This is a genomic window from Sessilibacter corallicola (assembly GCF_021290925.1).
Taxonomy (GTDB): Bacteria; Pseudomonadota; Gammaproteobacteria; order Pseudomonadales; family Cellvibrionaceae; genus Sessilibacter; species Sessilibacter corallicola.
Genome location: NZ_JAJSLX010000001.1, coordinates 1063665 through 1090188, shown reverse-complemented (window position 1 = coordinate 1090188; position 26524 = coordinate 1063665). Strand labels below are relative to the sequence as shown.

22 protein-coding genes are annotated in these 26524 nt (G+C 45.9%); 10 read left to right on the top strand and 12 right to left on the bottom strand.

Annotation, left to right across the window (positions count from 1 at the left end):
* Positions 1–104: 104 nt before the first annotated feature.
* From LU361_RS04560 to LU361_RS04550, 3 genes are read right to left on the bottom strand one after another with little or no spacing between them, the layout of a single operon-like run.
* The gene (locus tag LU361_RS04560; protein ID WP_233087345.1) at positions 105–1610 is read right to left on the bottom strand and encodes a SpoVR family protein; all 1506 of its coding nucleotides are present in this window, start codon (positions 1608–1610) and stop codon (positions 105–107) included.
* A complete protein-coding gene (locus LU361_RS04555) occupies positions 1607–2887 on the bottom strand; it encodes a YeaH/YhbH family protein (protein WP_233087343.1) in 1281 nt (426 codons plus the stop codon). Before LU361_RS04555 ends, LU361_RS04560 begins: the two co-directional genes overlap by 4 nt.
* A 42-nt stretch (positions 2888–2929) precedes the next feature.
* A complete protein-coding gene (locus tag LU361_RS04550; protein WP_233087341.1) occupies positions 2930–4852 on the bottom strand; it encodes a PrkA family serine protein kinase in 1923 nt (640 codons plus the stop codon).
* Positions 4853–5272: 420 nt separating this feature from the next.
* On the opposite strand from LU361_RS04550, the gene galE reads away from it, so the two are divergent.
* Positions 5273–6298 carry a UDP-glucose 4-epimerase GalE gene (gene galE, locus LU361_RS04545; RefSeq protein WP_233087338.1) on the top strand — a complete coding sequence of 342 codons (1026 nt, stop codon included), beginning with the start codon at positions 5273–5275 and terminating at the stop codon, positions 6296–6298.
* Positions 6299–6318: 20 nt separating this feature from the next.
* Here galE and LU361_RS04540 read toward each other — a convergent pair whose 3' ends face one another.
* From LU361_RS04540 to LU361_RS04515, 6 genes are all read right to left on the bottom strand, one after another.
* Positions 6319–7143, bottom strand: coding sequence for a symmetrical bis(5'-nucleosyl)-tetraphosphatase (locus tag LU361_RS04540; protein ID WP_233087336.1), 825 nt, complete (start codon positions 7141–7143; stop codon positions 6319–6321).
* Positions 7144–7167: 24 nt separating this feature from the next.
* Positions 7168–7542, bottom strand: a complete 375-nt coding sequence (gene apaG, locus LU361_RS04535) for a Co2+/Mg2+ efflux protein ApaG (protein ID WP_233087334.1) — start codon at positions 7540–7542, stop codon at positions 7168–7170.
* Positions 7543–7675: 133 nt separating this feature from the next.
* Positions 7676–8506 carry a 16S rRNA (adenine(1518)-N(6)/adenine(1519)-N(6))-dimethyltransferase RsmA gene (gene rsmA, locus LU361_RS04530; RefSeq protein WP_233088201.1) on the bottom strand — a complete coding sequence of 277 codons (831 nt, stop codon included), beginning with the start codon at positions 8504–8506 and terminating at the stop codon, positions 7676–7678.
* Between the two features lie 22 nt (positions 8507–8528).
* Entirely contained in the window at positions 8529–9518 is a 990-nt protein-coding gene (gene pdxA / locus LU361_RS04525; protein WP_233087332.1) for a 4-hydroxythreonine-4-phosphate dehydrogenase PdxA, read from the bottom strand.
* 9 nt (positions 9519–9527) lie between these two features.
* Positions 9528–10877: a peptidylprolyl isomerase gene (locus tag LU361_RS04520; RefSeq protein WP_233087330.1), complete on the bottom strand. Its 1350-nt coding sequence runs from the start codon at positions 10875–10877 to the stop codon at positions 9528–9530.
* A gap of 48 nt (positions 10878–10925) precedes the next feature.
* Positions 10926–13508, bottom strand: a complete 2583-nt coding sequence (locus LU361_RS04515) for an LPS-assembly protein LptD (protein ID WP_233087328.1) — start codon at positions 13506–13508, stop codon at positions 10926–10928.
* A 224-nt stretch (positions 13509–13732) separates the two neighbouring features.
* Between LU361_RS04515 and LU361_RS04510 the strand changes: the two genes are divergently transcribed.
* Both LU361_RS04510 and murU read left to right on the top strand, forming a co-directional pair.
* A complete protein-coding gene (locus LU361_RS04510; protein WP_233087326.1) occupies positions 13733–14830 on the top strand; it encodes an aminoglycoside phosphotransferase family protein in 1098 nt (365 codons plus the stop codon).
* Between the two features lies 1 nt (position 14831).
* Positions 14832–15512 (top strand): N-acetylmuramate alpha-1-phosphate uridylyltransferase MurU, encoded by a 681-nt coding sequence (gene murU / locus LU361_RS04505; protein WP_233087324.1) that lies wholly within the window; start codon positions 14832–14834, stop codon positions 15510–15512.
* Here murU and LU361_RS04500 read toward each other — a convergent pair.
* Entirely contained in the window at positions 15509–16627 is a 1119-nt protein-coding gene (locus tag LU361_RS04500; RefSeq protein ID WP_233087322.1) for a DUF3530 family protein, read from the bottom strand. The two genes, murU and LU361_RS04500, sit on opposite strands and share 4 nt — an antisense overlap.
* A gap of 261 nt (positions 16628–16888) precedes the next feature.
* On the opposite strand from LU361_RS04500, the gene rpe reads away from it, so the two are divergent.
* The 7 genes from rpe to hemB all read left to right on the top strand — a co-directional run bounded on the left by rpe (position 16889) and on the right by hemB (position 24589).
* Positions 16889–17572, top strand: coding sequence for a ribulose-phosphate 3-epimerase (gene rpe / locus LU361_RS04495; protein WP_233087320.1), 684 nt, complete (start codon positions 16889–16891; stop codon positions 17570–17572).
* 34 nt (positions 17573–17606) lie between these two features.
* The gene (locus LU361_RS04490; protein ID WP_233087318.1) at positions 17607–18314 is read left to right on the top strand and encodes a phosphoglycolate phosphatase; all 708 of its coding nucleotides are present in this window, start codon (positions 17607–17609) and stop codon (positions 18312–18314) included.
* Positions 18315–18592: 278 nt separating this feature from the next.
* Positions 18593–20059 carry an anthranilate synthase component I gene (gene trpE / locus LU361_RS04485; RefSeq protein WP_233088200.1) on the top strand — a complete coding sequence of 489 codons (1467 nt, stop codon included), beginning with the start codon at positions 18593–18595 and terminating at the stop codon, positions 20057–20059.
* A 21-nt stretch (positions 20060–20080) separates the two neighbouring features.
* A complete protein-coding gene (locus LU361_RS04480; RefSeq protein ID WP_233087316.1) occupies positions 20081–20659 on the top strand; it encodes an anthranilate synthase component II in 579 nt (192 codons plus the stop codon).
* 28 nt (positions 20660–20687) lie between these two features.
* Complete coding sequence (gene trpD / locus LU361_RS04475) at positions 20688–21725, top strand: anthranilate phosphoribosyltransferase (RefSeq protein WP_233087314.1); 1038 nt, start codon at positions 20688–20690, stop codon at positions 21723–21725.
* Between the two features lie 102 nt (positions 21726–21827).
* Entirely contained in the window at positions 21828–22628 is an 801-nt protein-coding gene (gene trpC / locus LU361_RS04470) for an indole-3-glycerol phosphate synthase TrpC (RefSeq protein WP_233087312.1), read from the top strand.
* Between the two features lie 962 nt (positions 22629–23590).
* Positions 23591–24589 carry a porphobilinogen synthase gene (gene hemB / locus LU361_RS04465; protein ID WP_233087302.1) on the top strand — a complete coding sequence of 333 codons (999 nt, stop codon included), beginning with the start codon at positions 23591–23593 and terminating at the stop codon, positions 24587–24589.
* A 16-nt stretch (positions 24590–24605) separates the two neighbouring features.
* On the opposite strand, the gene LU361_RS04460 is transcribed toward hemB, so the two are convergent.
* Together LU361_RS04460 and LU361_RS04455 are read right to left on the bottom strand one after the other, a co-directional pair.
* A complete protein-coding gene (locus tag LU361_RS04460) occupies positions 24606–25448 on the bottom strand; it encodes a ParA family protein (RefSeq protein ID WP_233087285.1) in 843 nt (280 codons plus the stop codon).
* 592 nt (positions 25449–26040) lie between these two features.
* A complete protein-coding gene (locus LU361_RS04455) occupies positions 26041–26247 on the bottom strand; it encodes a cold-shock protein (RefSeq protein WP_233087283.1) in 207 nt (68 codons plus the stop codon).
* Positions 26248–26524 lie beyond the last annotated feature (277 nt).

The window sequence follows — 26524 nt, the reverse complement described above, 5'->3', positions numbered from 1 at the left end:
TGCCCCTGACAATATTTGCAGTCAATAAAAAAGCTCTGAAATACTCAGAGCTTTTTTATTATTGGAATACTCACACGGGCTGTGTGAGTAATTGAACAGAGCTTTTAGTCATCTACCGGCGCTGGGCATTGGAAACTTTCGCAGAGAATGCCGTTGTCGGTAGAGTGAAGGTGAACATCAAATCCCCAAATGCGGTGAATGTGTTTTAACACTTCTTGCGTGGATTCACCCAAAGGTACTCGATTGTGTCGTGCGTGTTCCAACGTAATTGAGCGATCCCCACGAATGTTAACTTTAGTGACCTGAATGTTGGGTTCGCGATTTCCTAAATTATATTGCCCCGCTAACGATTCTCGTATGGCCTGATAGCCTTCTTTATTGTGGATGGCTCCTACAATAATATCGTCTTCGAGATTGTCGTCGACAATGGAAAACAGCTTTAAGTCTCTCATTACCTTGGGTGACAAGTATTGAAGAATGAAGCTCTCATCCTTGAAGTTGCGCATTGCAAAGTCGAGAGTTTTTATCCAGTCTGAGCCCGCGATATCTGGAAACCATTCTCTGTCTTCAGCCGTTGGTTCTTGGCAAATTCTTTTGATATCGCAGAACATGCTAAAACCGAGCGTATAAGGATTAATACCGCTGAAATACTGGCTGTTGTACGGCGGTTGGTAGACAACGCTGGTGTGGGATTTTAAAAACTCCAGCATAAAACCTTCGCTAAGTTTACCGCGTTCGAACAACGTATTTAATAAGGTATAGTGCCAGAAGGTAGCCCAGCCTTCGTTCATCACTTGTGTTTGTCGTTGCGGATAAAAGTACTGCGCAATTTTTCGAACAATTCTTAAAATTTCTCGCTGCCAAGGCTCAAGCAATGGGGCATTTTTTTCAAAGAAGTACAGTAAATTTTCTTGTGGCTCAGGTGGAAACTGAATCGCTTCTTCTTCAATTTCTCCACCTTCGCTTTTGGGTATTGTCCGCCACAAGTCGTTGATTTGCCGCTGTAAATATTCTTCGCGTTCTTTTTGGCGGAATTCTTCTTCTGCGTTAGAAATGGGGTAGGGCCGTTGATATCGATCGACGCCATAATTCATTAATGCGTGGCAGGAATCTATCAGTTGTTCGACAGCATCAATGCCGTAACGCTCTTCGCACTTGGCAACGTAATTTTTGGCAAACACCAAATAATCAATAATGGATTCGGCATCGGTCCACGCGCGAAATAAATAATTACCTTTGAAAAATGAGTTGTGACCGTAACAGGCGTGAGCAATAACCAGAGCTTGCATCGTCATGGTGTTTTCTTCCATGAGATAAGCGATACAAGGGCTGGAATTAATGACGATTTCGTAAGCCAATCCCATGTGGCCACGGCGATATGATCGCTCAGTATTGAGGAATTGTTTTCCGTACGACCAATGACTGTAACCGATCGGCATGCCCACCGAAGAGTAGGCATCCATCATTTGTTCAGAACTGATAATTTCTATCTGATTAGGATAGGTATCTAGGCCGAATTCTTTGGCAAGTGCCGAAATTTCTCGGTCGTATTCTTCCACCAACTCAAAGGTCCATTCGGAGGAAGTTGAAATGGGCTGTTGTGCTGTCATGCGCTTTTCTTCTGAAATAGTTCTCTAAACACGGGATAAATATCACTGGGATCAACGATTTGTTGCATCGCAAATTGATCGGGGAACTCGTCTGCGACGCTTTCGTATTCTTCCCATAATGCCTGGTGTTGCCGCGGCGTGATTTCTATGTAGGAGTAGTATTGCAGTTTCGGTAATATTTCTTGTGTGAGTAATTTTGAACAAGTGGTGGAGTCATCGTTCCAGTTGTCACCGTCGGATGCCTGCGCTCCGTAAATATTCCACTCGCTGGTTGGGTAGCGATCTTCCAGAATTTCTTTCATTAGGTACAGTGCGCTGGAAACAATCGTGCCGCCGGTTTCTCTGGAATAGAAAAACTCTTCTTCTTCCACTTCTTTGGCGCTGGTGTGGTGACGAATAAAAACAACTTCGGTGCGCTCGTAATTTTTTTGCAAAAATAAATACAGCAAAATAAAAAATCGTTTTGCCATATCTTTCGTTGCCTGGCTCATGGAGCCCGATACGTCCATGACGCAAAACATCACCGCTTTGCTCGATGGCACAGGGTATTTAACCTGTAAGTTGTATTTGATATCGAAATCGTCGAGCCAAGGAACTTTTTGAATTCTTCCTTTTAGAGCGGCAATTTCTTGAAGCAGTGATTCGATCCGCTTGTTGTCTTTAACAACGGGGTCTGCCGCTTCCAGTTTTTCTAATTCTTCCTCTAGGACTTTTAATTTTTTACGCTTGCTGCCAGTCAGTGCAATGCGGCGGGCGTTGGCCGAACGCAGCGAGCGAACGATATTAATTTGACCGGGAGAACCTTGATTAGAAACACCCGCGCGGCGAGTTTTGAATTCCTCGGCACCGGCAAGTTGACGTTTGACGAGATTGGGCAGTTCCAAATCCTCAAACATAAAATCGAGGAATTCTTCCTGGGTGATTTGGAAGACGAAATCGTCCATTCCTTCACCTTGGTTGCTGGCGTTACCTTCGCCAGAACCATTACCCTCGCCACCGCCTTCTGGCCGGGGAATATGATCCCCTTGCGAGAACTGATCGTTACCGGGTAACACTCGCTCTTGGTAACCGCCTTGGCCGTGGTGAAATACGGGTTCGGAAATGTCTTTGGTGGGAATGCTGATTTGCTCGCCGGTTTGCATATCGGTGATAGACCGGCGAGTGACGGCTTCGGAAACCGCCTTTTTAATGTGTTGCCTGTAACGACGCAAAAAGCGCTGCCGATTAACTGTGGATTTGTTTTTGGCGTTGAGTCGTCGGTCGATAATATAACTCATCAATACTCCTAACAGTGATTTCGAACAGCGCTTTTGGCTTTTCTATTGTGATTTTCTTACACGTAAATACCATTCAGAAAGCAATCGGACTTGTTTTTCGGTATAGCCACGTTCAACCATACGTTTGACAAAATCTTGATGCTTTTTCTTGTCGTCGTTTGAAGCCTTAGCGTTAAACGAAATAACTGGCAGTAAATCTTCGGTATTTGAGAACATTTTCTTCTCAATAACGGTTCGTAGTTTTTCGTAACTGTTCCAAGCAGGATTCTTACCGTTATTGTTAGCGCGTGCACGAAGTACAAAGTTAACAATTTCATTTCGGAAGTCTTTTGGATTGCTGATTCCAGCAGGCTTCTCGATTTTTTCCAGTTCTTCGTTCAGCGATGCTCGATCGAGAATTTCGCCAGTTTCGGGGTCTCGGTATTCTTGATCTTGTATCCAGAAGTCGGCATAGGTAACGTAGCGATCAAAAATATTTTGTCCGTATTCGGCGTAAGATTCTAAATAAGCTGTTTGAATTTCCTTTCCAATAAAGTCGACATACTTCGGCGCTAAATACTCTTTAATAAAGCCGACGTAGCGATCTTGGACTTCTTGTGGAAATTGCTCTTGTTCTATTTGCTGTTCAAGGACATACAGTAAATGAACGGGATTTGCCGCGACTTCGGTTGCGTCAAAGTTGAAAACCTTGGATAAGATTTTGAATGCAAACCGGGTAGATAATCCGGCCATGCCTTCATCGACACCTGCGTTGTCTTTGTATTCTTGCAACGATTTTGCGTTTGGATCAGTGTCTTTTAAATTCTCACCGTTATAAATTCGCATTTTTGAATAAATGTTTGAATTTTCGGGCGATTTAATTCGTGACAAAACACTGAATTGGCCGAGCATGTGCAAGGTATCTGGGGCGCAAGGCGCGCTTTGTAATGAAGAGTGCTCAAGTAATTTTTCGTAAATGCGAATTTCTTCTGAAACACGCAAGCAATAAGGCACTTTTACGATATATACCCGATCGATAAACGCTTCATTATTTTTGTTGGTTTTAAAGGTTTGCCATTCACTTTCATTGGAGTGAGCAAGAATGACGCCATCGTAAGGAATGGCACCTAAACCTTCGGTACTGTTGTAGTTACCTTCTTGGGTAGCTGTTAACAGTGGGTGTAACACCTTAATAGGTGCTTTAAACATTTCTACGAATTCCATGATCCCTTGGTTTGCTCGGCATAAACCGCCAGAGAAACTGTAGGCATCAGGGTCGTTTTGTGGATATTCTTCGAGTTTACGAATATCAACTTTACCGACAAGAGACGAAATGTCTTGGTTGTTTTCATCGCCCGGCTCAGTTTTGGAAATTGCCACTTGATCGAGCATGGATGGGTAAATTTTTACAACTTTGAATTTACCGATATCACCTTTGTATTCGTGTAACCGTTTAACGGCCCAAGGTGACATGATGGTTTTAATATAACGAGAAGGAATACCGTAATCTTCTCTCAGAATGTCGCCGTCTTCTTCGGGATCAAATAATCCTAGGGGGGATTCGAAAACAGGAGAATCTTTAATGCAGTAAATGGGTTGGCGTTCCATTAAAGATTTTAATTTCTCTGCTAGAGAAGATTTACCGCCGCCAACTGGGCCTAATAAATAGAGAATTTGTTTCTTCTCTTCCAAACCTTGTGCCGCGTGTTTGAAAAAAGAAACAATTTGCTCGATGCATTCCTCCATGCCGTAGAAGTCTGCAAAGGCTTTATAGCGTTTGATAACTTTGTTAGAAAATATTCGACTGAGGCGAGGATCGAGCGATGTATCGATTAATTCGGGTTCGCCGATCGCCATTAACATTCGTTCGGCGGCGCTTGCGTAAACACTGGGATCAGATTTACACAGGTCAAGGTACTCTTGAATCGTGAGTTCTTCCTGCTGTGTCGCGGAGTACCGCTCCTGATAGTGGTTGAAAATACTCATCGAGTGCATCCTCTTGCGTATTATTGAGCGCGGCGGGCAACTGGTCATAAATGACTGGTAGGGCGAGTGCGTGCTAAATACTTAAGTTAGTTAATATAAATATAGCTAACAGATTGTATATTGATAGGTACGCAGTACCATTAAATGTTGTCGCCGTTGCTTTGGCTAATTATTCGTCGTGGTTATCCCCCAATGCATAACCAAATATCAAAAAAATCGATTCCTATCATTCAATAAAGTTCACAGCCAATTTTTTGGCGAGTCACACTTTTAAGGAATTTTTCTTGATATTAATGCCGTCGTCAAAGACCGGGCTGTAATCAAAATCCTGTTGCAGTTATTATTTGATGATACGCCAGGAAAATACAAGCCAAATTTTTTTTATACGACAAAAATGTCAGTAAGGAATTGGAAAGAACGATGGGATTAATTTTGGTTACAGGTGGGGCTGGATACATTGGCAGTCATACTTGTATTGAGTTATTAAGCGCAGGTTTTGAATTAATTATTATTGATAACCTAGCAAACAGTAAGCGGGAATCTTTGCGACGAGTGGAGCAAATTTCGGGAAAATCGGTTTTATTTGAACAAGCAGATATCCGCGATAAACAACAAGTTAGTAAAATATTCGCAAAATATTCTATCGACGCTGTGATCCATTTTGCCGGTCTTAAAGCGGTGGGAGAATCCGCAGAAAAACCACTGGCTTATTATGACAATAACGTCGCCGGCACCGTGGCTTTGTGTGAAGTCATGGAAGAGTATCAGTGTACTAAAATTGTCTTTAGCTCTTCGGCAACGGTTTACGGTGAAAAAGCACCAATTCCATACGTTGAAACTTTACCGACTGCGGCGAGTAATGTTTACGGTCGTACCAAATTAATGGTCGAAGAAATTTTAAAAGATGCAACTGCAAAACCGGATTCAAGCTGGTGCGTTTCTCTGCTTCGATATTTTAATCCCATTGGTGCACACCCAAGTGGAATGATTGGTGAAGACCCCAATGGAATCCCCAATAATTTATTGCCTTACGTCGCTCAAGTGAGTGTCGGTAAACGCGAATTTTTAGGGGTTTTTGGCGACGATTATCCAACCCGAGATGGAACAGGCGTTCGCGATTATATTCACGTGGTGGATTTGGCCAAAGGTCACGTTGCCGCGCTGAAAAAGTTATTAACAGCTTCTCCGGGTTGGGATGCCTTTAATTTGGGTGCTGGGCGTGGTATCAGCGTATTGGAAGTAGTAAAGGCTTACGAACAAGCCTGTGGAAAACCCATTCCTTATAAAATTTTGCCAAGACGCGAAGGTGATCTCGCTGAATTCTATGCCGACGCGACAAAAGCAAAAACAGAGCTGGGTTGGGAAGTCGAATTGGATATCGATGCGATGGTGGCCGACACCTGGCGCTGGCAATCGAGCAACCCCGAAGGTTTCCCTTCGGAGTAAATATCGAAACCAACAAACACTCAGTTTCCTAAATTGGCGCAACTGCAAGTAAAGGTTGCGCCGTCCTCTAGGCGATACATGGTCATTTCTTGGCCCCAGACACAACCGGTGTCTAGGCCAACAACTTTATGACTTCCTGTTTTTCCTTCCAGTGCTGCCCAGTGACCAAAGATCAATTTGACGCTGTTTGGGTTGGCTAAATAATGCGTGAACCAGGGTTCATAGCCTTCCGGTCCGTGATCAGGATCGCCCTTGTCGGCGAGTTGTAATTTACCGTTGGCATTGCAAAAACGCATTCTCGTAAAATAGTTAGTAATTACTCGCAAACGTGTATACCCGCCGAGATCCGAGTGCCATTGGTCCGGTGAGTTCCCGTACATATTGTTCAAGAACTCTTCAATGGCGATATCACTTTGGATAACTTTTTCCACTTCTTGGCTGTAAGAAAGCGCTTCTTGCAAAGACCAGTTTGGATGTAATCCGGCGTGAACCAACCCGCACTGGAACGATTCGTCCCAGTAAAACAATGGCATGGAGCGCATCCAGTTAATCAACTCTTGGGCGTCATCAGCTTCGATGATTTCCATGAGCGTGTCGCTGTTGGAGTGTTTCTTCTTGCCGTAATAGATGGCAATCAAATGCAGGTCGTGATTCCCCAATACCGAAGTTACGCAATGGCGAATACTGTAGAGATAGCGGAGTGTTTCAAGGGATTGTGGGCCTCGATTGACGAGGTCACCGACCAGCCAAAGTTTGTCTTTTTCAGGGCAAAAGTTAACTTCTTTTAATAAAGAGAGGAGTGGATCTAGGCAACCTTGAAGGTCGCCGACAGCATAGGTAGGCATAGACTAACGATCAATCAAAAAAATTTAGTGTAGGGCGTGGGGTGGGACCAATGCGAATGCAGGAACAGGGGCGTCAAACATATCTCCGTTGGCAGTTCGCATTTGATAGCTGCCTTCCATGGTGCCAAATTCCGTTTCCAGAACCACACCGCTGGTGTAAGTATACTCTTCTCCTGGCGCAAGATGGGGCTGTTCGCCGACAACACCTTCGCCACGGACTTCCTGTGTGGAGTCATCGCCATTGGTAATTAACCAGTGGCGGCTGATCAATTGGGCCGGGTCTGCGCTTTGATTGCGAATAGTAATCGTGTAAGCGTAGACAAAACGCTGATCTGTTGGGTCAGATTGCTCTGGAATATAGTGGGTTTTGACGCTCACTTGAATAGGTATGTCTGACATGGGTAAGCGAATCTCGATAAATTAGGGTCATTCAGCGTGTTGCGCATTGACGCTTGCCAGTGCGCCATCGTGTGCGATAACAACACGATGGTTTTGGAAACAATGGCCTTTAAAGCATCAGTCGTTTAAGTATTTAACGTGCTGGCGAATCACCGTTTGAACAGTGGTTTGCAATTTTTACAAAACCTTCGATTGAAATATTCTCAGCTCGAGCGGAAGAATCAATTCCCAAAGTTTCTAAGTCTTTGTCGGTGCACCATTGTTTGAGTGCATTGCGTAAAGTTTTTCGACGTTGCTGAAAAGCGCTGTTAACGATTTGCTCAAGCGTTTTGACGTTCAAAGCTTCAAGCGGAGGACGACTGTATGGTTGCAATCGAATAATTGCCGATTCTACCTTAGGTCGGGGAACAAAGCACTCTGGCGGCACGTTAAATAATTGCTCGACCTGGCAATGATACTGAGTCATCACACTCAGTTTTCCGTATTCTTTAGTACCCGGCGTTGCCGACATGCGTTCTACCACTTCTTTTTGCAGCATAAAGTGCATGTCTTTAATTTGGCTGCCGAGTTTCAATAAGTGAAAAATCAGCGGCGTTGAAATGTTGTAAGGCAAGTTGCCGACAACTCGCAACGGCTTTTCTGGTGATGCCAGAGCTGAGAAATCAAACTTTAAGGCATCGGCCTGATGCAGATGAAATTCTGGGAAGGTTGAAAAACTTGCCAACAAAAATGGCACTAAATCTCGGTCCAATTCGACGACGTGTAATCGCGGGCATTCGGCCAGAAGTAGCTCGGTGATTGCACCTTTACCTGGGCCAATTTCAACCAGGTTGTCCTCAGGTTGGGGATTAATGCTGGCTACAATCCGCGAGATAATACCGAGATCGTGCAAGAAGTTTTGACCGAAGCGTTTACGTGCAGTGTGCTGAAATTGTTGCTTTGACAAGTTGGGTGTTCTTTCAATAAGTAATGAGTGAATAAGCGGTTTAAACGGTATTTTTACACATTAAAACCGCTTGATTTAGAGCATAGGCGAGACTGTGGTGATCTGCTGCACCAGTGCCTGCAATATCGAGTGCCGTACCGTGATCGACCGAAGTGCGTATAAAAGGCAAGCCCAAGGTAATGTTTACGGCGTTGTGGAAACCTTTGTATTTTAGTACGGGTAAACCCTGGTCGTGATACATCGCTAAAATGGTATCAGCGTTTGCCATATGCTTGGGCGTAAAGACAGTATCGGCCGGTAGCGGGCCTTCAAGAGTGAAACCGCTTGCATTCAATCGGTTCAGTGTGGGCGTAATGACGTCGATTTCTTCCCGCCCCATATGGCCGCTTTCGCCCGCGTGGGGATTTAAGCCACAGACTTTAATCAGTGGTTGTTCAACACCAAAGCGATCGTGCAAATCTTTGTGCAGGATTTTGATGACCTGCTCAAGTGTGTGAGGTGTAATCGCAGCGGGTACCTGTGCTAAGGGCAAATGCGTTGTCACGAGGGCCACTCTTAAGCCTTCGGTTGCCAACATCATAACCACTTTTTCGGTATTCGAACGTTCAGCGAGGTATTCGGTGTGACCGCTGAACGGGACTCCGGCGTCATTAATAACGCCTTTGTGCACGGGTGCGGTAACCATCGCGTCGAATCGTTTAGACATGCATCCGTCGATGGCAATATCTAGGGTGTTGAGAATGTAACGGCCATTGGCAGGATTGAGCTTTCCAACCTCAACTTTCGCTGCTAAGGAAACCGGAACATAAAATAATTCTTGGGCGTTGTTGGTTCGGTTGATGGTTGCGTCGTATTCCTTGAGTTCCAACGGCAAACCCAATCTGGCTGCTCGATTGGCGAGCAAAGTTGGGTCTGCGATGGCAACAACCTGGGTGGATAAGGCTTGCTGACACAGTTTAATAACAACGTCAGGGCCAATGCCTGCAGGCTCTCCAGGTGTTACCGCAATGACTGGAATCCGATTTGCCACAGAATTACCTTAGGGTTGTTCCAAGTCAGGAATACGAGTTTCAACGTAGGCTTGGCTGCGCAATTCCTGCAACCAAATTTCCAACTCTTCGTTGAATCGGCGACTGCGCAACAGATTTTCAGCGCGATTTCTCACGACTGTTTCAGTCATGTTCTCATCGCGGCGGTCATCAATTTTTAAGATGTGCCAGCCAAACTGACTTCTGAATGGCAAGCTAATGGCGCCGATGTCTGTGTTGTTCAGTGTTTGCTCGAATTCCGGAACAAATTTTCCGGGTAATGACCAACCGAGATCACCACCGGCAAGCATGGAGCCGATGTCTTCGGAATGTTCTTTTGCCAGTTCTTCAAAGCTGACTTCGCCTTCCAGTGCTTGATTGCGAATTTCCAACAACTGTTCGTATGCTTCGTCGTCGGTGAGAATTTCTGAGGGTTTCAGCAGAATGTGGCGAACTTTCGATTGCTCGATGACGGTCTCTTCTGCGCCTTTGCGGTTATACACTTTCAAAATGTGGAAGCCAGCACCACTTTTGAAGGGTTTGCTCAGGTCTCCGGCTTTCATGTCTTTGAGTTCGCTGGCAAAAATTTCTGGCAGTTCAACGCCACGACGCCAACCCAAATCGCCGCCTTGAAGGGCTTTTTGGCCGCCAGAGTGAGCGATGGCTAAACTTCTAAAATCGCTACCCTGTGACAGCTGTTCATAGATCGCGTCGGCTTTTGCTTGTGTATTGGTTAGGTCTTCGCCTCTGCCGTTGCTGGAGAACGACAGTAAAATGTGGCCTAACTCGTACTCAGGTGAGAGCCAGAACTTACCTTCTTCTGAACTCAGGAAGTTATCGATTTCTTGCTCGGTGATTTGAATTCGGAAATTCACACGCGCTTGCTGTACGCGCTGCACCATAATTTCGTCGCGCAGTTGCTTGCGCATGGTTGGCACGCTGATACCGTCTTGGGAGAGCGTCTCGATAAACTGCTCACGGGTTAAATTATTTGAGCTGTGTAATCGGGTAAGAGTGCGTTCGATTTCTTCTTCGGTGATTTGAATGCCCATGCGTGCACCCAGCGCCAATTGCAAACGCTTGACCACCAAGTGTTCCAACACTTGATTGAGTAAAACGTCTTCTGGCGGCAATTCGCCGCGTTGACGAATTTGCTTTTTGACTTGGTTGAGCTGGTGATTTAACTCACTTTCGAGTACGACATCTTCGTCAACAACGGCAATCACTCGATCAAGATTTTCTGTTTTTGCGTTGCTCAATTGAGCGCACAGGCAAAGCCCAGCTAACCCTAACGCGCCCATACTTTTACGCAGTGGCGATTGACCGCGCTTGAAGAATCTAATTAAACCCAGCTGCTTCATAATAATTTGTATACCTAAGTGTCAATCTGTCGTTGTTGCTCTGGACGGTCAGTTATTACGTTGCTCTCGACTGCTAAAGCCGGGAATGGCCTCAGAGAGCAATTTGTGGAATTTTCCTTGTCCGCTGCCGAGTCCTTTAAATTGAATGTCGAAGAAAAAGCCGCGTTTGAAATCCAAATCTTCTTCGTCAATGACCTCGGCAAGGTCACTGTCTAACCAGCGTCGCCACACAAATCGTGCTTTGTAGCAGCAACTGTTGTATTCGAGGCCACCGAAAGAGTCCAGTTCCCGATCGAATGTAAAGTCATGCAGGTTGCGCAAAATGATATTGACGTTATCTGTGACTGGCAAAATCATCGAAATGTCACTCTGGCGAGTGTGCGTTTCGACGTTGCGGCCAAAGTCGTCGATGCGATCGGCTCGTCTGCGAAAGTTAAAGCCCACATTAATCAAACGGTGATCATCGGTATAGCGGAAATTCGTTCTTCCTTCACCGACTTCTTGTTCTTCTTCGTCGTAAATTAAATCGGCATTCCAGGTAAAGGAATTAGAAAGTGCGGCAGAAAACTCACCGGCAATTTCAGAACTGGGGGTGATTTCTTCATTAACCGAAGTTAAGAAAACACGTCGATCTTCAAAGTAATAGATCTGACCGATACTGGCGCGAAAGACTTCTTGGCCCGAGGCATCGTTGACGAAGCGAGTGGTGAGGCCCACGGATAAGCGGTGATCGTCGTCCAAGCGGTCGCCACCGGTAAAGCGGGTGGTGCGAAAGAGCTGGTTGTAATCAAAGCTTAAATCGGCGGTATCAAAGTCGACACTTTGATTGTCGTCAGTGATTCTTAATAAGTCGCTCTGATCGGTAAAATCACTGTAGAAGTAGAACAGTCGCGGCTCGAATGTTTGTAGATAATTATTGCCAAACAAGGAGCCTTCGCGTTCGAAATACAAACCCGTATCTAGGCTGCCCTGCAAGGTGGTGTAGTCTTGTGAGGTTTCTACGCCGTCGGATAAGTTGGCGTCGTCGAGTTCAAACGCCAAGTGCTTTAGGTGCACTCCCGGTGTAAAAAAGCCCCAAACTTCTTGGTTTTGCCACTGCAAATCGTACTCAATGCGACTGCGATCACCGATGATCAAGTTGCGATCACGGAAATCAAATTCATCGCTGTGTTCAAAACTGACGAATTCATGTTTGGCATCGAGTAACCAGTTGTCGAACTGATAACTGCCGTCCACGTTGATTTTGGGCAGCTCTTGGTAGGGCTCAACAATATCAAACACTAAGGTTTGGTAACTGGTGGCAGAAATCGTCGTCGTCCAGTTATCAAATCGATAGCCCAATGTACCGTTTCTGCGCAGATGTGTTTCTGAGCTGACTTCAATAGCAGTGTTGTTTAAGTCACGAAAATAGTTTTGGTCGCTGACTCGGGTAAAGTCTATGGAGCTGAACCAACGCGTATTGTGACCGGCCGAGGCGCCGCCATCTTGGTAGAGTCCGATCAACCAGCGGTCGCGATTGATGAAGGGGTTGTCTTCGCCTTCTTCGATAACACCGGCATCCACCAGTGAATCCGTATCGCGGTTATCGACACCAGGGTCGTCATCCAAAAACGCCAGATTTAGCTCTGATTCAAATCGTTTTGAAAGATGGCGCAATTGCGATTCTAAAATGGAGCCGCGATCATTGATGTGGCGCGGACTCAAAATTAGGTCGTAATTCGGTGCTAAATTGAAGTAGTAAGGTAAGCTGACATCGAGACCGCCGTTGTCACTGAAGCTTACGGCTGGAAATAAGAAACCCGACAAGCGATCGTTGCTGGTTGGGAAGGTCATAAACGGCAGATAAAAAACCGGTACGCCTTTGAATTTAAAAACCGGATTTCTCGCAACGCCCCACAGGTTTTCTTCGCGAATATCAATCGACTCAGCTTGAATCGACCAAGACGGCGTTGTGCCGGGCGGGCAGGTGGTAATAACTGCTTGATTCAAATGGATGCTGTCGTCGCCGTGGCGTTTGAAGCGTTTCGCGTCGGAGCGGATTTGAGTCTCGTACAGCAGAATATTTACGTCATTGAATTCCGCCGTGTTGTTCAGATTATTGACCTCACCGCTGTCGCCGTAGACCCGAAATCTGGGTTCGCGAAAGGTGACGTTGCCCTGAATATCGGCCTGGCCTGTGGCTTGGTTGATTCTAATCTGATCGGCGTTAATCGACTGATTGCCTTGGTTAGCTTCAACATTTCCCGTTAACGAGTAAATGTTGCCATCCAAAACTTCGGAGCGATCTGCGGTGGCTTCAATGGGCGCGCTTGAAATATCTGAGGTTTGCGCAGTACTTACCGGCGGAAAATACTGGCCCACGCAGTGATCATTACTGAAGCGATATTGCTGTTCGTTGGCTGCGTTGCGCTCCACCCAATCAATAAACTCCACGGGTACGGTGGCGTTCGATGGGTTTTGGGATTCAGGGGTATTCTCGGCGAGCAAAGCACCGGAAAAGCCAATGCCTGCAACCGATAACAGCATTCGACCAAAGCGGCGTGCGTTAATCGATCGGATAAGTTCAGTCAGCCGCCATTGCTGGAATGTTCGCGGAGGTAAAACGGCGTCATCAAGTGGTCTTAGCGGCATGTGTAATTCTGTGACTGTGTTATCAAGAAGGCGCAGATTCTACGCGAAAGCAGGGCTCTAATAGAAGAGATGTGGAGATATAAGTGGCAAAAGTGTCAAATATTGAATAACTGGATCTAAAACTTGACAAAAAATTGCTAGAAAACAGGTTTGGGAATAACAAAACCAGTGCCTTTCCAAAGTAAGCAGGTTACAGTCTAGAAAAACACAATAGATTAACCGCTATGACTGAACCGCAACCGAATATCGGTCCCGAATTCGAACGCTGGGTGCACAATGCCGTTGCTAACCTCAGCGTGTTAAACGACTTAACAACGCAAGCATTGTCCAACCTAGAAATAACTCCGCTTTCTGGCGACGCCGGTTTTCGCCAATACCATCGAGTGAAGGTTGCTAATTTGAGTTTTTTAGCCGCCGCCGTTCCGCCGACAACCACTAATACCACGATTTTTTCCGACATCAGCCACAGCCTAAACGCCTGCGGTGTCAGCGCGCCCGAGATTCTTGCCATCGATAACGACAAAGGCTGGTTATTGATCGAAGATTTTGGCGACGATTTACTGTTCAATATCATCCAAAACCAGCCCGAAGACGTGCATTCGCTCTACGCTCAGTCGGCGATGACGTTACTCAGCATTCAGCAAAACCGCGACTACAATCTAGCCATTGACAGCTACAGCCCGAAAAAGCTGATTGAAGAAATGGCGCTGTTTGAGCAGTGGTTTTTGCCAAAATTGATCGGTTTTAGTGAACTCGATAAATGGGTTGCTATTCGCGATGAGCTATTCCCAGTGTTAGTGGCGAATGCACTGGCGCAGCCCCAGGTGTTGGTGCATCGCGATTACCATTGCCGCAACTTGATTGTCCGCGATGGTTTGCCTTTGGCGGTGATCGATTTTCAGGATGCCGTTTGGGGCCCGGTTACCTACGATGTCGTGAGCTTGCTCAAAGATTGTTATCTGCGCTGGCAGCCAGAACAGGTGCGCACATGGGCGCTGAGCTATCGCAATCTTGCCCAAGATGCGGGAATCATCGGTGAAGTCAGCGATGAGCAATTTATTCGTTGGTTGGATTTAGTGGGTCTACAGCGGCACATAAAAGTGCTCGGTATTTTCGCACGGCTCTTTTTACGCGACGGCAAATCGGCTTATCTGCACGATCTAACCAGAGTGCTAAGTTACGTCATTGAGGTCTGTGAAAAATACCCCGAAACACAGGCGTTCGGCACGTTCATCAATGACGATCTGATGCCGTTGATCAGCAGCCAAACTTGGTACGACCCAGATTCTGCAACGCCGATTGCATTGGATAAGATTTCGTAGCATGAAAGTCATGCTTTTAGCGGCAGGGTTCGGCAAACGAATGCTGCCTTTGACTGAAAAAACGCCGAAACCGCTACTTCGTGTCGGTGATGACACGCTTATTGGTCATCAACTGCGACGTATTAAAGCCGCCGGTTTCAATGATGTTGTCATTAACGTTGCCTATTTGGGGGAGCAGATTGTCGAAGCCCTTGGCGATGGCTCTCAGTACGGCCTGTCTATTGCTTTCTCAAAAGAAGAAGAACCGCTAGAAACGGCCGGTGGTATTGATAACGCGCTCGAATTGCTGGGCAATGATCCGTTTGTGCTGGTAAATGGCGATGTTTGGTGTGATTTCCCACTGTCACAATGGCGCAGCTTTTCTCTGGATAACGACTTAGGCTGTTTGGTGATGGTGGACAATCCGAATCACAACCACGGCGGTGATTTCCAAATCGTTGAGGGTTACGTTCGGCCTTGCGATGTTGATCGTCACCAGTCGACTTATACTTACAGCGGCTTGGCGTTACTGACACCACAATTGTTGTTTGATTACCCGCGTCGGCGCTCAGCCTATCCTTTAAAAGAAGTGTTTGATTGGGCCATTGCCCAAAACCGTTTGCGCGGTGTGGTGCACCAAGGGGATTGGGTTGATGTGGGTACGCCCGAGCGTTTGCAGCAATTGAACAGTCAGCTCAGTTAAGGCTGGTCGCTCGCTGACCGAGCAGTGATAAAGCTGGCCACGCGATTGGCAACGAAACTTGCTGAGTTTCTGTCAGTGAGTAAGGTTTGTTGGAAGTATTGATCGAAACCCTGTCTGACAGCTGCGGACTTTCTCTGCTGTGCGCGGCTTTTTTGCAGCCCACTGTTAATGTAGATGTCGAGTACTGGCACGGGATTATTTAAATAGTCGGCAAAGTCTAAGGTCTGCATGTCTTTTTCATTGACTGCAAAGTGGGTTTCATTCTGGGCGTTAATCAACACTACGGCAGCTGCGACGCGATTGCTGCCGCTTTCTCGGTTGAGTGAATCCGCGTATTGAGTGGCCCAAATTGCCCCCTCACCAATACCAATCATGACAATAGGGCCGCGGTTCTTGGATTGAACCAGTGTCAGCAATGCATTTAGTTGATCCACCACTCGCTCGTTGTAGGGTTTTGGCATGAGCTTGTTGGACTCTTCTGCCATCATTGCCATGTCTTTTGGTTTTTCCTGCATCTGCATTTTTTCATCGGTCATCATCTTGTTTTCAGTCATGGCGTTTTCTTGCATTGCCATGGATTTATCTTTGTCAGATGCTTCTGATGATGTTTCTGAAGACTCATCATCTTGGTTATCGGAGGTATCGTCGTTGGCTGAGATTGGCGGCTGTCTCTCAGCTTTGGGTGGGTCGGGTTTTAAATAGAGTGAGAACGAAATATTGTTCCAGCCAAAATCAGCGAGACGTTGACTGATCGGTTGCACCCACTGCGGCCAGGTGCCGTGTTGCTGAGAATCGGGAACGATAATGACATTGCCGTGAATATCGGCTTTGAGTGCAGGCTGAAAGATGGCCAGGAATTCTCCATCGTCGGTGGACAGCCAGTGGTTTTCACCGCGCGTATTGGTATGGTTTAACAATTCCATATTTTTCTGGAACTGATCTGCGCGATTGACCGAAACCCGTTTTACCGGCGCCTTTTCTTGACTGGTTTCGGTCGATTCTTGCGACTCTTGGCTCTCGGCGGTTTGAGCCTCAGATTCTGGTTCCTGGCTGTAACCGTTTGATGCCAAAAAGCTCAAGGTAAGGGTTAACAGCCAGCGTGTGATAGCGCTCATTCGAAGATGAAAATATTTTGCTGGTAAGAAAGGCGATATTTTGGTGATTCGGTGGGTTATTTCACGTAATTTCAGTACAATGGCGCGCCTTTTTTGATGGTATTGATTTTGAAGGTATCGGTTTATCGAAGCCTTCGCAGTGTCGCCACTTGGGCGATAACAAAGAGATTTAACGTTTTGGATCACAGTTATTGATCGAAAGCGTTTGAGAGAAACCAACACAATTAACACCAAGGACGGAGATAGCATTGAGTAAGCCACATGCAAGATTTTAAGATCGCTCCATCTATTTTAGCCGCTGATTTCGCCCGCCTTGGTCAAGAAGTCGATGATGTTCTCGAAGCAGGCGCCGATATCGTTCATTTTGATGTCATGGACAACCACTACGTACCTAACTTAACCGTTGGGCCAATGGTTGCCAAAGCACTGCGCAACTATGGAATTACCGCACCGATTGACGTTCATTTGATGGTAGAGCCCGTCGATGATTTGATCGGTATGTTTGCTGACGCCGGGGCAACCTACATTACGTTTCACCCAGAAGCGTCTCGCCACGTTGATCGTTCCATCCAGCTCATCAAAGCCGCAGGCTGTAAAGCGGGTTTGGTGCTGAATCCAGCTACCGAAGTCGATAGCATCAAAACCGTGTTGCCTCAGCTGGACATGTTGCTGCTGATGTCAGTTAACCCAGGTTTCGGCGGTCAGAAATTTATTCCCTACACCATCGATAAGCTTCGCCAAGCGCGCGCGGCCATTGATGCTACCGGTCAATCTATTCGTTTAGAGATCGACGGTGGTGTTACCGCTGATAACATTCGCGAAATCGCCGAAGCTGGCGCTGATACGTTTGTTGCCGGTTCTGCTATTTTCAGCAAACCCAGCTACAAAGACGCGATCACCGCCATGCGTGAGCAGTTGGCGTTGGCCGGTGCCAAAAGCGCGTAACTGATTATTCACTGAACCTATTTTGGATGAAGTAATGAACCAAATTTCCACGCCTACCAATATTTCTCAAACCGCACTGGTTGAGCGCTTTGGCGATATTCCTAAACTGGTTATGTTCGATTTGGACGGAACCCTAGTGGATAGTGTGCCGGGCTTAGCTGCTGCTGTTGATGGCATGTTGATCGACCTGGGTTGTAAGCCTGCGGGCGTGGATTTGGTGAGACGTTGGGTCGGTGGTGGACAATGGCTGCTAGTCCAACAAGCCCTGGAGTTCGCGGGGTTGCCAGAAGCCGACTACCTAGATGCAGGCGTTAAAGGCTTTCGCAAGCACTACGCGCAGTGCAGTGATCAGGGTTTAACGTTGTTTCCTGGCGTGAAAGCGTTCTTGGAGTTTTTGCACCAAAACCGTATTGCCATGGCGGTGGTGACCAACAAGCCCATTGATTTTGTCCCCAAGATTTTGGAAAGCCTCGGGATTGATCACTACTTCCCCGAGACTCTCGGTGGCGAGTGCTTGCCAGAGAAGAAACCTTCTGCGTTGCCGCTTGAACACATGATGGCGCGCTTTTCAGTAACGGCTGAGCAATCGTTGATGGTGGGTGATTCCAGTAACGATTTGCTGGCGGCACAAGCCGCAAAAGTAAAGAGCTTGGCGGTGACTTACGGCTATTCTCGTGGCGTTGATATCAGTCAATTCGCGTCTATTTGGCTGGGCGATGACCTCAGCCAATTGTGCGCTTGATGTCGGTTTTGCTGGACCTAATCTCAGCGACTGGATAAACTAGCGCGCAAAACTACGTTCTATTTGATTACTTTCTCGATTTGGAAGCGTTTAATGTTTAAACAGCTTGAACCAAATATCCCAATGACCTGCACACGCTCCGGCGTTGCGGTTATTTCCTGGCGATGGCGTCACTAATCCTCGTTTGATTAGCCATAGATTATGGCAACTTCCGAATTTATCGCTAAATTCCCGATTTCTATTGCAATCTTTGATTGTCTATTGCACTTGAGAAAACCATGACGCCAGAACAATTTAAAACTTACGCCGAGCAAGGCTATAACCGCATTCCCGTCTGCCGAGAAATCCTCGCTGACGTTGAAACGCCTGTTTCATGCTATTTGAAGCTTGCCCAAGGCAAATACTCGTACCTGTTTGAATCCGTCCACGGCGGCGAGAAATGGGGGCGTTACTCCATTATCGGTTTGCCCGCAAAAACGATCCTGAAAGCGTTCGCCGAAAAGGTCACTATTGAAACCGACGGCGAGGTGGTTGAGTCGTTTGAACTGCCTGACCCGTTAGAATTTGTCGAAGAGTTTCGCCAGCGTTACAGCGTCCCCAAAATAGATGGGTTGCCTGAATTCAACGGTGGTCTGGTTGGCTATTTTGGCTACGACTGTGTTCGTTATGTGGAGCCAAAACTTAAAGATAGCGTCAATAAAGATGTGATCGGTAATCCAGACATTCTCCTGATGGTGTCCGAAGAAGTGCTGGTATTCGATAATCTCGCCGGCAAGCTGATCTTAATTGTGCACGCCAATGCCAGTGAAGACGACGCGTTAGCTGCGGCAAATCAACGGTTGGACGAACTTCAATCTCAGTTAGAAAACCCGATTCATCAAACCGAGACCATCAAGCTTACCAGTGGCGCCGCGCGCGAAGGCGAATTCAAATCGAGCTTTGGCGAAGAGAACTTCACAAAAGCCATTGGTGAAATCAAACAGCACGTTCTCGATGGCAACACCATGCAGGTTGTGTTGTCGCAGCGATTGTCGATTCCGTTTAATGCCTCGCCATTGAGCTTGTACCGCGCATTGCGCAACCTGAATCCTTCGCCTTATTTGTACTTTTTGGATTTGGACGATCACCAAGTGGTGGGTTCCAGTCCAGAAATCTTAGCCCGATTAGAACACGGGGAAGTCACGGTTCGACCCATCGCCGGTACTCGTCGACGGGGTAAAACTGAAGAAGAGGACTTGGCGCTCGAACAGGAGATGCTCGAAGATCCGAAAGAAATCGCTGAGCATCTAATGCTGATTGACCTCGGTCGCAATGACGTTGGTCGTGTTGCTAAAAGTGGAACGGTACAACTCACCGATAAGATGGTGGTTGAGCGTTACTCTCATGTAATGCACATTACTTCCAACGTTACCGGCCAAGTCCGCGATGGCATGACGGCAATGGATGTTCTCAAAGCGAGTTTACCGGCTGGCACCTTAAGTGGTGCGCCTAAAATCCGGGCGATGGAAATCATCGACGATCTCGAAAGTGAAAAGCGCGGTATTTATGGCGGCGCAGTAGGTTATCTTGGCTGGTGTGGCAATATGGATACCGCCATCGCAATTCGTACGGCAGTTATCAAAAATGGCACGTTGTATGTGCAATCTGGCGCTGGTGTTGTGGCTGATTCCAAGCCCGAACTGGAGTGGAAAGAAACCATGAATAAGGCGCGGGCGATGTTCCGTGCTGTGGATATGGTTCTATAACGTCGGATTGAGGCTGCAGATATGATTTTAATGATTGATAACTACGATTCATTTACCTACAACGTTGTTCAGTATTTGGCGGAATTGCAAGCGGATGTCAAAGTTGTTCGCAACGACGAATTAACGGTTGCAGACGTCAAAGCGCTCAACCCAGAGAAAATCGTTATTTCTCCCGGTCCGGGCAATCCAGATGAGGCGGGAATTTCCCTGTCGGTGATTGAACAATTGGCCGGTGTGATTCCAATTTTGGGCATATGTCTGGGACACCAAACCATCGGTCAGGTATACGGTGGAAGCATTGTCCGTGCGGGTAAAATCATGCACGGCAAGATTTCTCAGATTCACCACACCGGAACCGGCGTGTTCCGCGGTTTGCCAAGCCCGTATCAGGCGACTCGTTACCACTCGTTGGTGTTGGATAAAAATTCCCTGCCAGAGTGCTTGGAAATGACAGCTTGGACCCAAGATGACAATGGCGATATCGAAGAAATTATGGGTGTTCGCCACAAAACCTTGGCAGTAGAAGGCGTTCAGTTCCACCCCGAATCGATCTTGTCAGAGCACGGTCATGCTCTACTCAAGAACTTCTTAGATGATTAAGCTCAGATGACTCACAAAGGTAGATAGCATGGATATCAAACAAGCACTTGACCAAGTCGTTTGCGGTAATGATCTCAGTATTGAAAACATGAAAGACGTCACCCGTCAGATTATGACCGGTGGTGCGACAGAAGCCCAAATTGGTGGCTTCTTAGTTGCCATGCGCATGAAAGGTGAATCGCTTGACGAGATTACCGGCGCTGCTGAGGTGATGCGTGAGCTTGCCAGCGGAGTCGAGCTTGATCTGGATAATTTGGTCGATACCTGTGGCACTGGCGGTGACGGTGCGAACTTATTTAATGTCTCGACGGCGTCTGCTTTTGTTGCCGCCGCCGCTGGCGTTAAAGTGGCTAAGCACGGTAACCGATCGGTTTCCAGCAGCACAGGCAGCGCCGATGTTTTAGAAGCCGCGGGCATTCATTTAATGCTCACGCCCGAGCAAGTTGCCCGATGCGTTGAAGAAATTGGCGTTGGCTTTATGTTTGCGCCTGCCCATCACAGTGCCATGAAGCACGCCATCGGCCCTCGTAAAGAGTTGGGGTTGCGTACCATTTTTAACATGCTCGGCCCACTTACCAATCCTGCGGGTGTTAAAAACCAAGTGATCGGTGTTTTTTCCAAGAGCTTGTGCCGCCCAGTTGCCGAAGTTTTATCGCGTTTGGGCAGCGAGCGAGTTTTGGTGATTCACGCCAATGATGGTTTGGATGAAATTTCCATTTCCGGCCCAACTCATGTTGCTGAGCTTATCGATGGCAAGATTACAGAATACGAAATTAAGCCTGAAGATTTTGGTATCGAATGCCGCGACTTAGACGGTCTGTCTGTTAACAGTGCCGAAGAATCCCTTGAACTCATTCAAAACGCGTTGGCGAACGAAAAATCCGAGGTCGCCCAAAAAGCCTTGGATATTATCGCGTTAAACGCAGGCGCCGCGATTTATGCCAGTGCCGTTGCCTCGACCCTTGCCGAAGGTATTGAGATGGCTAACGACGCACTCGGCAGCGGTCTTGCTAGAGAAAAGTTATCGGAACTAGCGTCTTTTACCCAAATCTATAAAGGCGAATAAAATTTTATTTTATTGTCGTTTTACAATCATGAAATCGACACTTCTGTCGGGTTCAATGACTCAGTCCTTGACCCCCCGACTACAACCACAGAAAAGCGCACAATGATGAATACGCCGACCATACTTAAGAAAATTGTCGAACGTAAATTTCAAGAAATAGAAGAGCGTAAAGCGCTCCTGAGTATCGAAGTTTTAAAAGATCAAATTCAAGCAAATAACGACACACCGCGTGGATTTATTCAGGCGATTGAGTCTAAGCTCGGACAAAATTCCGCTGCTGTTATTGCTGAAATTAAAAAAGCATCGCCGAGTAAAGGCGTTATTCGCGAAAACTTTAATCCTCAAGAAATTGCACTGAGCTACAAAAAAGGTGGCGCAGCGTGTCTGTCGGTATTGACCGATGTGGATTATTTTCAAGGCAGCGACGCCTACCTTCAAGACGTCCGAAAAACCGTTGATTTACCGGTAATTCGCAAAGACTTTATTGTCGACGATTATCAAGTGTTTGAAGCCCGAGCCATCGGCGCCGACTGTATTCTTTTAATCGTTGCCTGTTTAGAGCCTGAACGTCTGAGTCATCTCTATAACTTAGCCGTTGAGTTAGGCATGGATGTTTTGGTTGAAGTTCACGATGCCGCAGAGCTTCAAACCGCGCTTGAGTTACCAATTCGTTTGGTTGGTATTAACAATCGAAACCTGCACACATTTGAGGTGAGTCTAGACACGACCTTCGATTTATTAGGCACCATTCCCGACGATAAAATTGTCGTGACCGAAAGTGGTATTCATACCATCGATGATATCGCTGCTATGCGTGGTCATAACGTTAATGCCTTTTTAGTAGGTGAGTCACTCATGAGAGCGGATGATCCAGGCGAGCGTTTAGCGGAAATGTTCCTTTAATCCATTCGGTCCTTTTTCTTTCCTCTTTCTCTGTGTCTCTCATATTTGTTATTCGCCCAACGCTGGTGAATAACAAATATGAGACTTCTCAACTTACATTGCGGGCTTTTCATCGCGCTCTGTAGCTTCTGTTCTCTCTCAGTTGCTTTCACTATTTCATCGCCAGTTTCGACGTTTAAACCACTCAATTTATCGATGGGTTGCGCTTAATTGGGTGCTTTGTTGATCGTATTGTTCATAGATACGCAATACGATGATTCAATCACCAGAAATGGTGTCATATTCCAATGCTTATCCCCAAACTTATGCACAGCTTGTGATTGTTTTGGCCGTTAATGGCGTTTAAAACTTTGACTTGAAACTGATTGGTAGACTGGGTGCTTTTAAAAAAGTGTTACATTAATTTGACAGTTGAAAATTTTGCTGTTGCAAAAATATGTTCCACGAAAGTTATTAGGCAAACACCTAACTTTGGGCATTGAAATCTTGGAAAAAGTTATATCGTGCTGTTTTGCAATGCAAAATTTTTACAGTGTGTTTTTAGTGGTGTTACTTTTCGTGCACGGATTGATCAGCGTGCTGTCTATATAAGTAACAAATGGATTACAGAATGTTCGCACCTTGATTCTGTATAAATAATAGACAGTTGGCTGTGGGTTACGTATTGTGACTTTTTCGAGACATTATCCACAGCTTATCTTCAGTCCTATTCACGGTATCTGTGGGTTAGTGGATTAAAGTGGAAAAAAATCGTGAGTTAATGGATTGTGTTAATAAAATAGACGAATATTTTCCTATTCTTTACCTTAACAATTAATGTTTCACGGCAGGGTCTCAAATTCATAATGCATCTATGCGAACTTTCTGAGAACAACGGCCAAAAACGGTTTTTGATTTTTTCTTAGTGGTTGCAAGACGTATCTTGATAAACTGCTTTAAAAGACATGGCTAAGTAGGTTTCTATGCGTTCATTTCCAATTACTCGCATGCGTCGCTTGCGCGCAAACGATTTTTCTCGTCGACTTGTTAGAGAGAACCAACTCTCCGTCAACGATTTAATTTACCCCGTATTTGTCACAGAAGGCGAAGGTGTTGTTCAGCCGGTTCCTTCAATGCCTGGGGTCGAGCGTTTAAGCATTGATGTGTTGGTGCAACAAGCACAAGAATGGGTCGAGTTAGGCATTCCCGCTGTCGCCTTATTTCCGGTGACTCCTGACCATGTTAAGTCTCGATTGGCAGAAGAGGCTTATAACCCTCAGGGATTGGCTCAGCGCGCCGTTAGAGCCTTAAAACAAGCTTACCCAGAGCTGGGTGTAATGACCGACGTTGCTCTCGATCCTTTTACCACTCATGGCCAAGACGGGATTATCGACGACACTGGTTATGTGTTAAATGACGAAACCATTGATGTGTTGGTGAAACAGGCTTTATCACACGCACAGGCCGGAGCAGATATGGTAGCGCCATCAGACATGATGGACGGACGTATCGGCGCTATTCGAGAAGGACTAGAGACTCAAGGTCACATTAATACGTTGATTATGGCGTATTCGGCAAAATACGCCTCAGCTTATTATGGGCCGTTTCGCGATGCGGTAGGCTCTGCTGGAAATCTCGGTGGTGGCAATAAATACTCTTACCAGATGGATCCCGCTAATACTGATGAAGCTCTGCATGAGGTCGCCCTCGATATTGAAGAAGGCGCCGACATGGTAATGGTTAAACCGGGACAGCCGTATTTAGATATTGTGTACCGTGTGAAGCAGGAGTTCGGTGTGCCGACGTTTGCTTATCAAGTCAGTGGCGAGTATTCGATGATTTACGCGTCAGCCAACGCTGGTTGGCTGGATTTAGAATCCACAGTAATGGAATCGCTCATTGGTTTTAAGCGTGCAGGCGCTGACGGGATTCTGACTTACTTTGCACCGATGGTCGCAAGAATATTAGCAGGCGAGCAATAGCTCGCCTTTTTTGTGTTTACCCTTCTACTAGCTCTGCACTCGATTCTTCTCGGTGCGAGCTTTCCACCAATTCAGTTTGTTTTGGCGCTTCCCAAGTGCCGCTCAAGCGTTGATACAACTCAGTAAATTCCTGCGCAACTTTGTGTTTTGGCGACATAAAAATAACCGGTTTATGGGCGCGATGTGATTCGCGAATTTTAATGGAGCTGGACAGGTAGGGTTGCAGAATTGGCAGCCCTTCGTTCATCAATTCTGAGACTGCCTGGCTGGGTAAGTTTGCTTGGGCATTAAATTGATTAATGACAATGCCTTCAATAGTTAGCTGGTCGTTGTGATCTTCTTTCACTTCCTGAATATTCTTAACCAGTTCAAACAGCGCGTTGCGACTGAAGATATCGCAATCAAAGGGAATCAAACAGCGGTCGCTGGCAATGAGTGCAGATAAGGAATAAAAATTTAACACCGGCGGCGTGTCGATATAAATCTCATCGTAAATTGATTCTAGATTTTTGAGAAAATCTCGAAGCTTATAAATTTTGTGGCGTGAAGATAATTTGTTTTCTAAATCGATTAAATCCGAGTTGGCCGACACTAAGTAGAGGTTTTCGAAGTTTGTCGTGCGAACAAAATCATCGGGTGCCAAATCTCGAAACGAATAATTAATCTGCGAATCAAAAAAGTCAGCAATACCAACAACATCATCTTGGCCGTCGTGGCCGAGATAAATCGTGCTGTTCGCCTGAGGGTCAATATCAATAACTAGGGTTTTTTTCCCACTTTTAGCGGCGACCGCAGCTAAGTTACACGTGATTGTTGATTTACCTACACCGCCTTTACGATTGAAGATAGCGCGAATCATAGATTACCCTCGTCTAATAACGTGATCAGATTGTTTCGATGATTTAATTGGATTTATGTCGATACATTGGGTGAATTGACGCCATAATGAACTAATAAGGTATCTGCGGCAACTTTACTTACTTGTGCTTGGGTTTCGCTCAATTCTTATTAAAATAAAAAATTAAAAAAACTTTTTTAAGAATTAAAAATTTTTATTTAAAGAATTTAAATATTAACCTATGTTTGTAAATGATTTTTTAAATCTATTAGTTAGATTTAAAAATACTGATGCGGGGTTAATTTATAGATGCTCATTCACATCATTTGTTTTGTCATTTTGCTGTCATTAAACAGTCAAATAAAATAGATGTTTTTATGTTCCAAAAAACAATTTCCAAAAAACAATGTTGGTGAGAGGTAGAAATAAATAAAAGGGAGAGAAGAGAAGAATTGAGAGTGATTAACGTTTGAGCTGAATACAGGGTGATTGTACTCAACTCAAACTACCTGCCTAAGCAAGTTATTCTGATGTTTCGGTGCTTAAAATCAGCAAATAACTCTCAGAAAGATAAAATACCGTGTAAACGTGTATTTTATTGATCGCCTGTTAATTAAATAGCGACAACTTCTTCGGCTTGTGGGCCTTTTTTACCGTCAGTAACAGTCATTTCAACTTTTTGACCTTCAGCTAGGGTTTTGAAACCGTCGCCAGAAATAGCGCTGAAGTGAACAAATACGTCTGGACCAGACTCTTGAGAAATAAATCCGAAACCTTTGGTTTCGTTGAACCATTTAACAGTACCAGTAGTTTTAGCCATGAATAAAGAATCCTGTTTTAGTGTATTTAGCCGAAAGTCGGCGATTTAGCTGTTAAATACGGTATTTTGCTTTGCATACAGGACGCGGCACTGCTGATTTGGTTCGCCGAAGGCGTTAGCAGGTGTAACGTGGTGCGGTATAACAAGTGACAATATTGGACCGAAATTTAAGCGCTTCCATCGTACTGCACAGGCGATAAAAGGCAAGAAAAATTCTTTCAAATTTTAAGTTAATTGATGAACGTCGAGGAATTGGCGCTGAGTGTCATGCCCATAA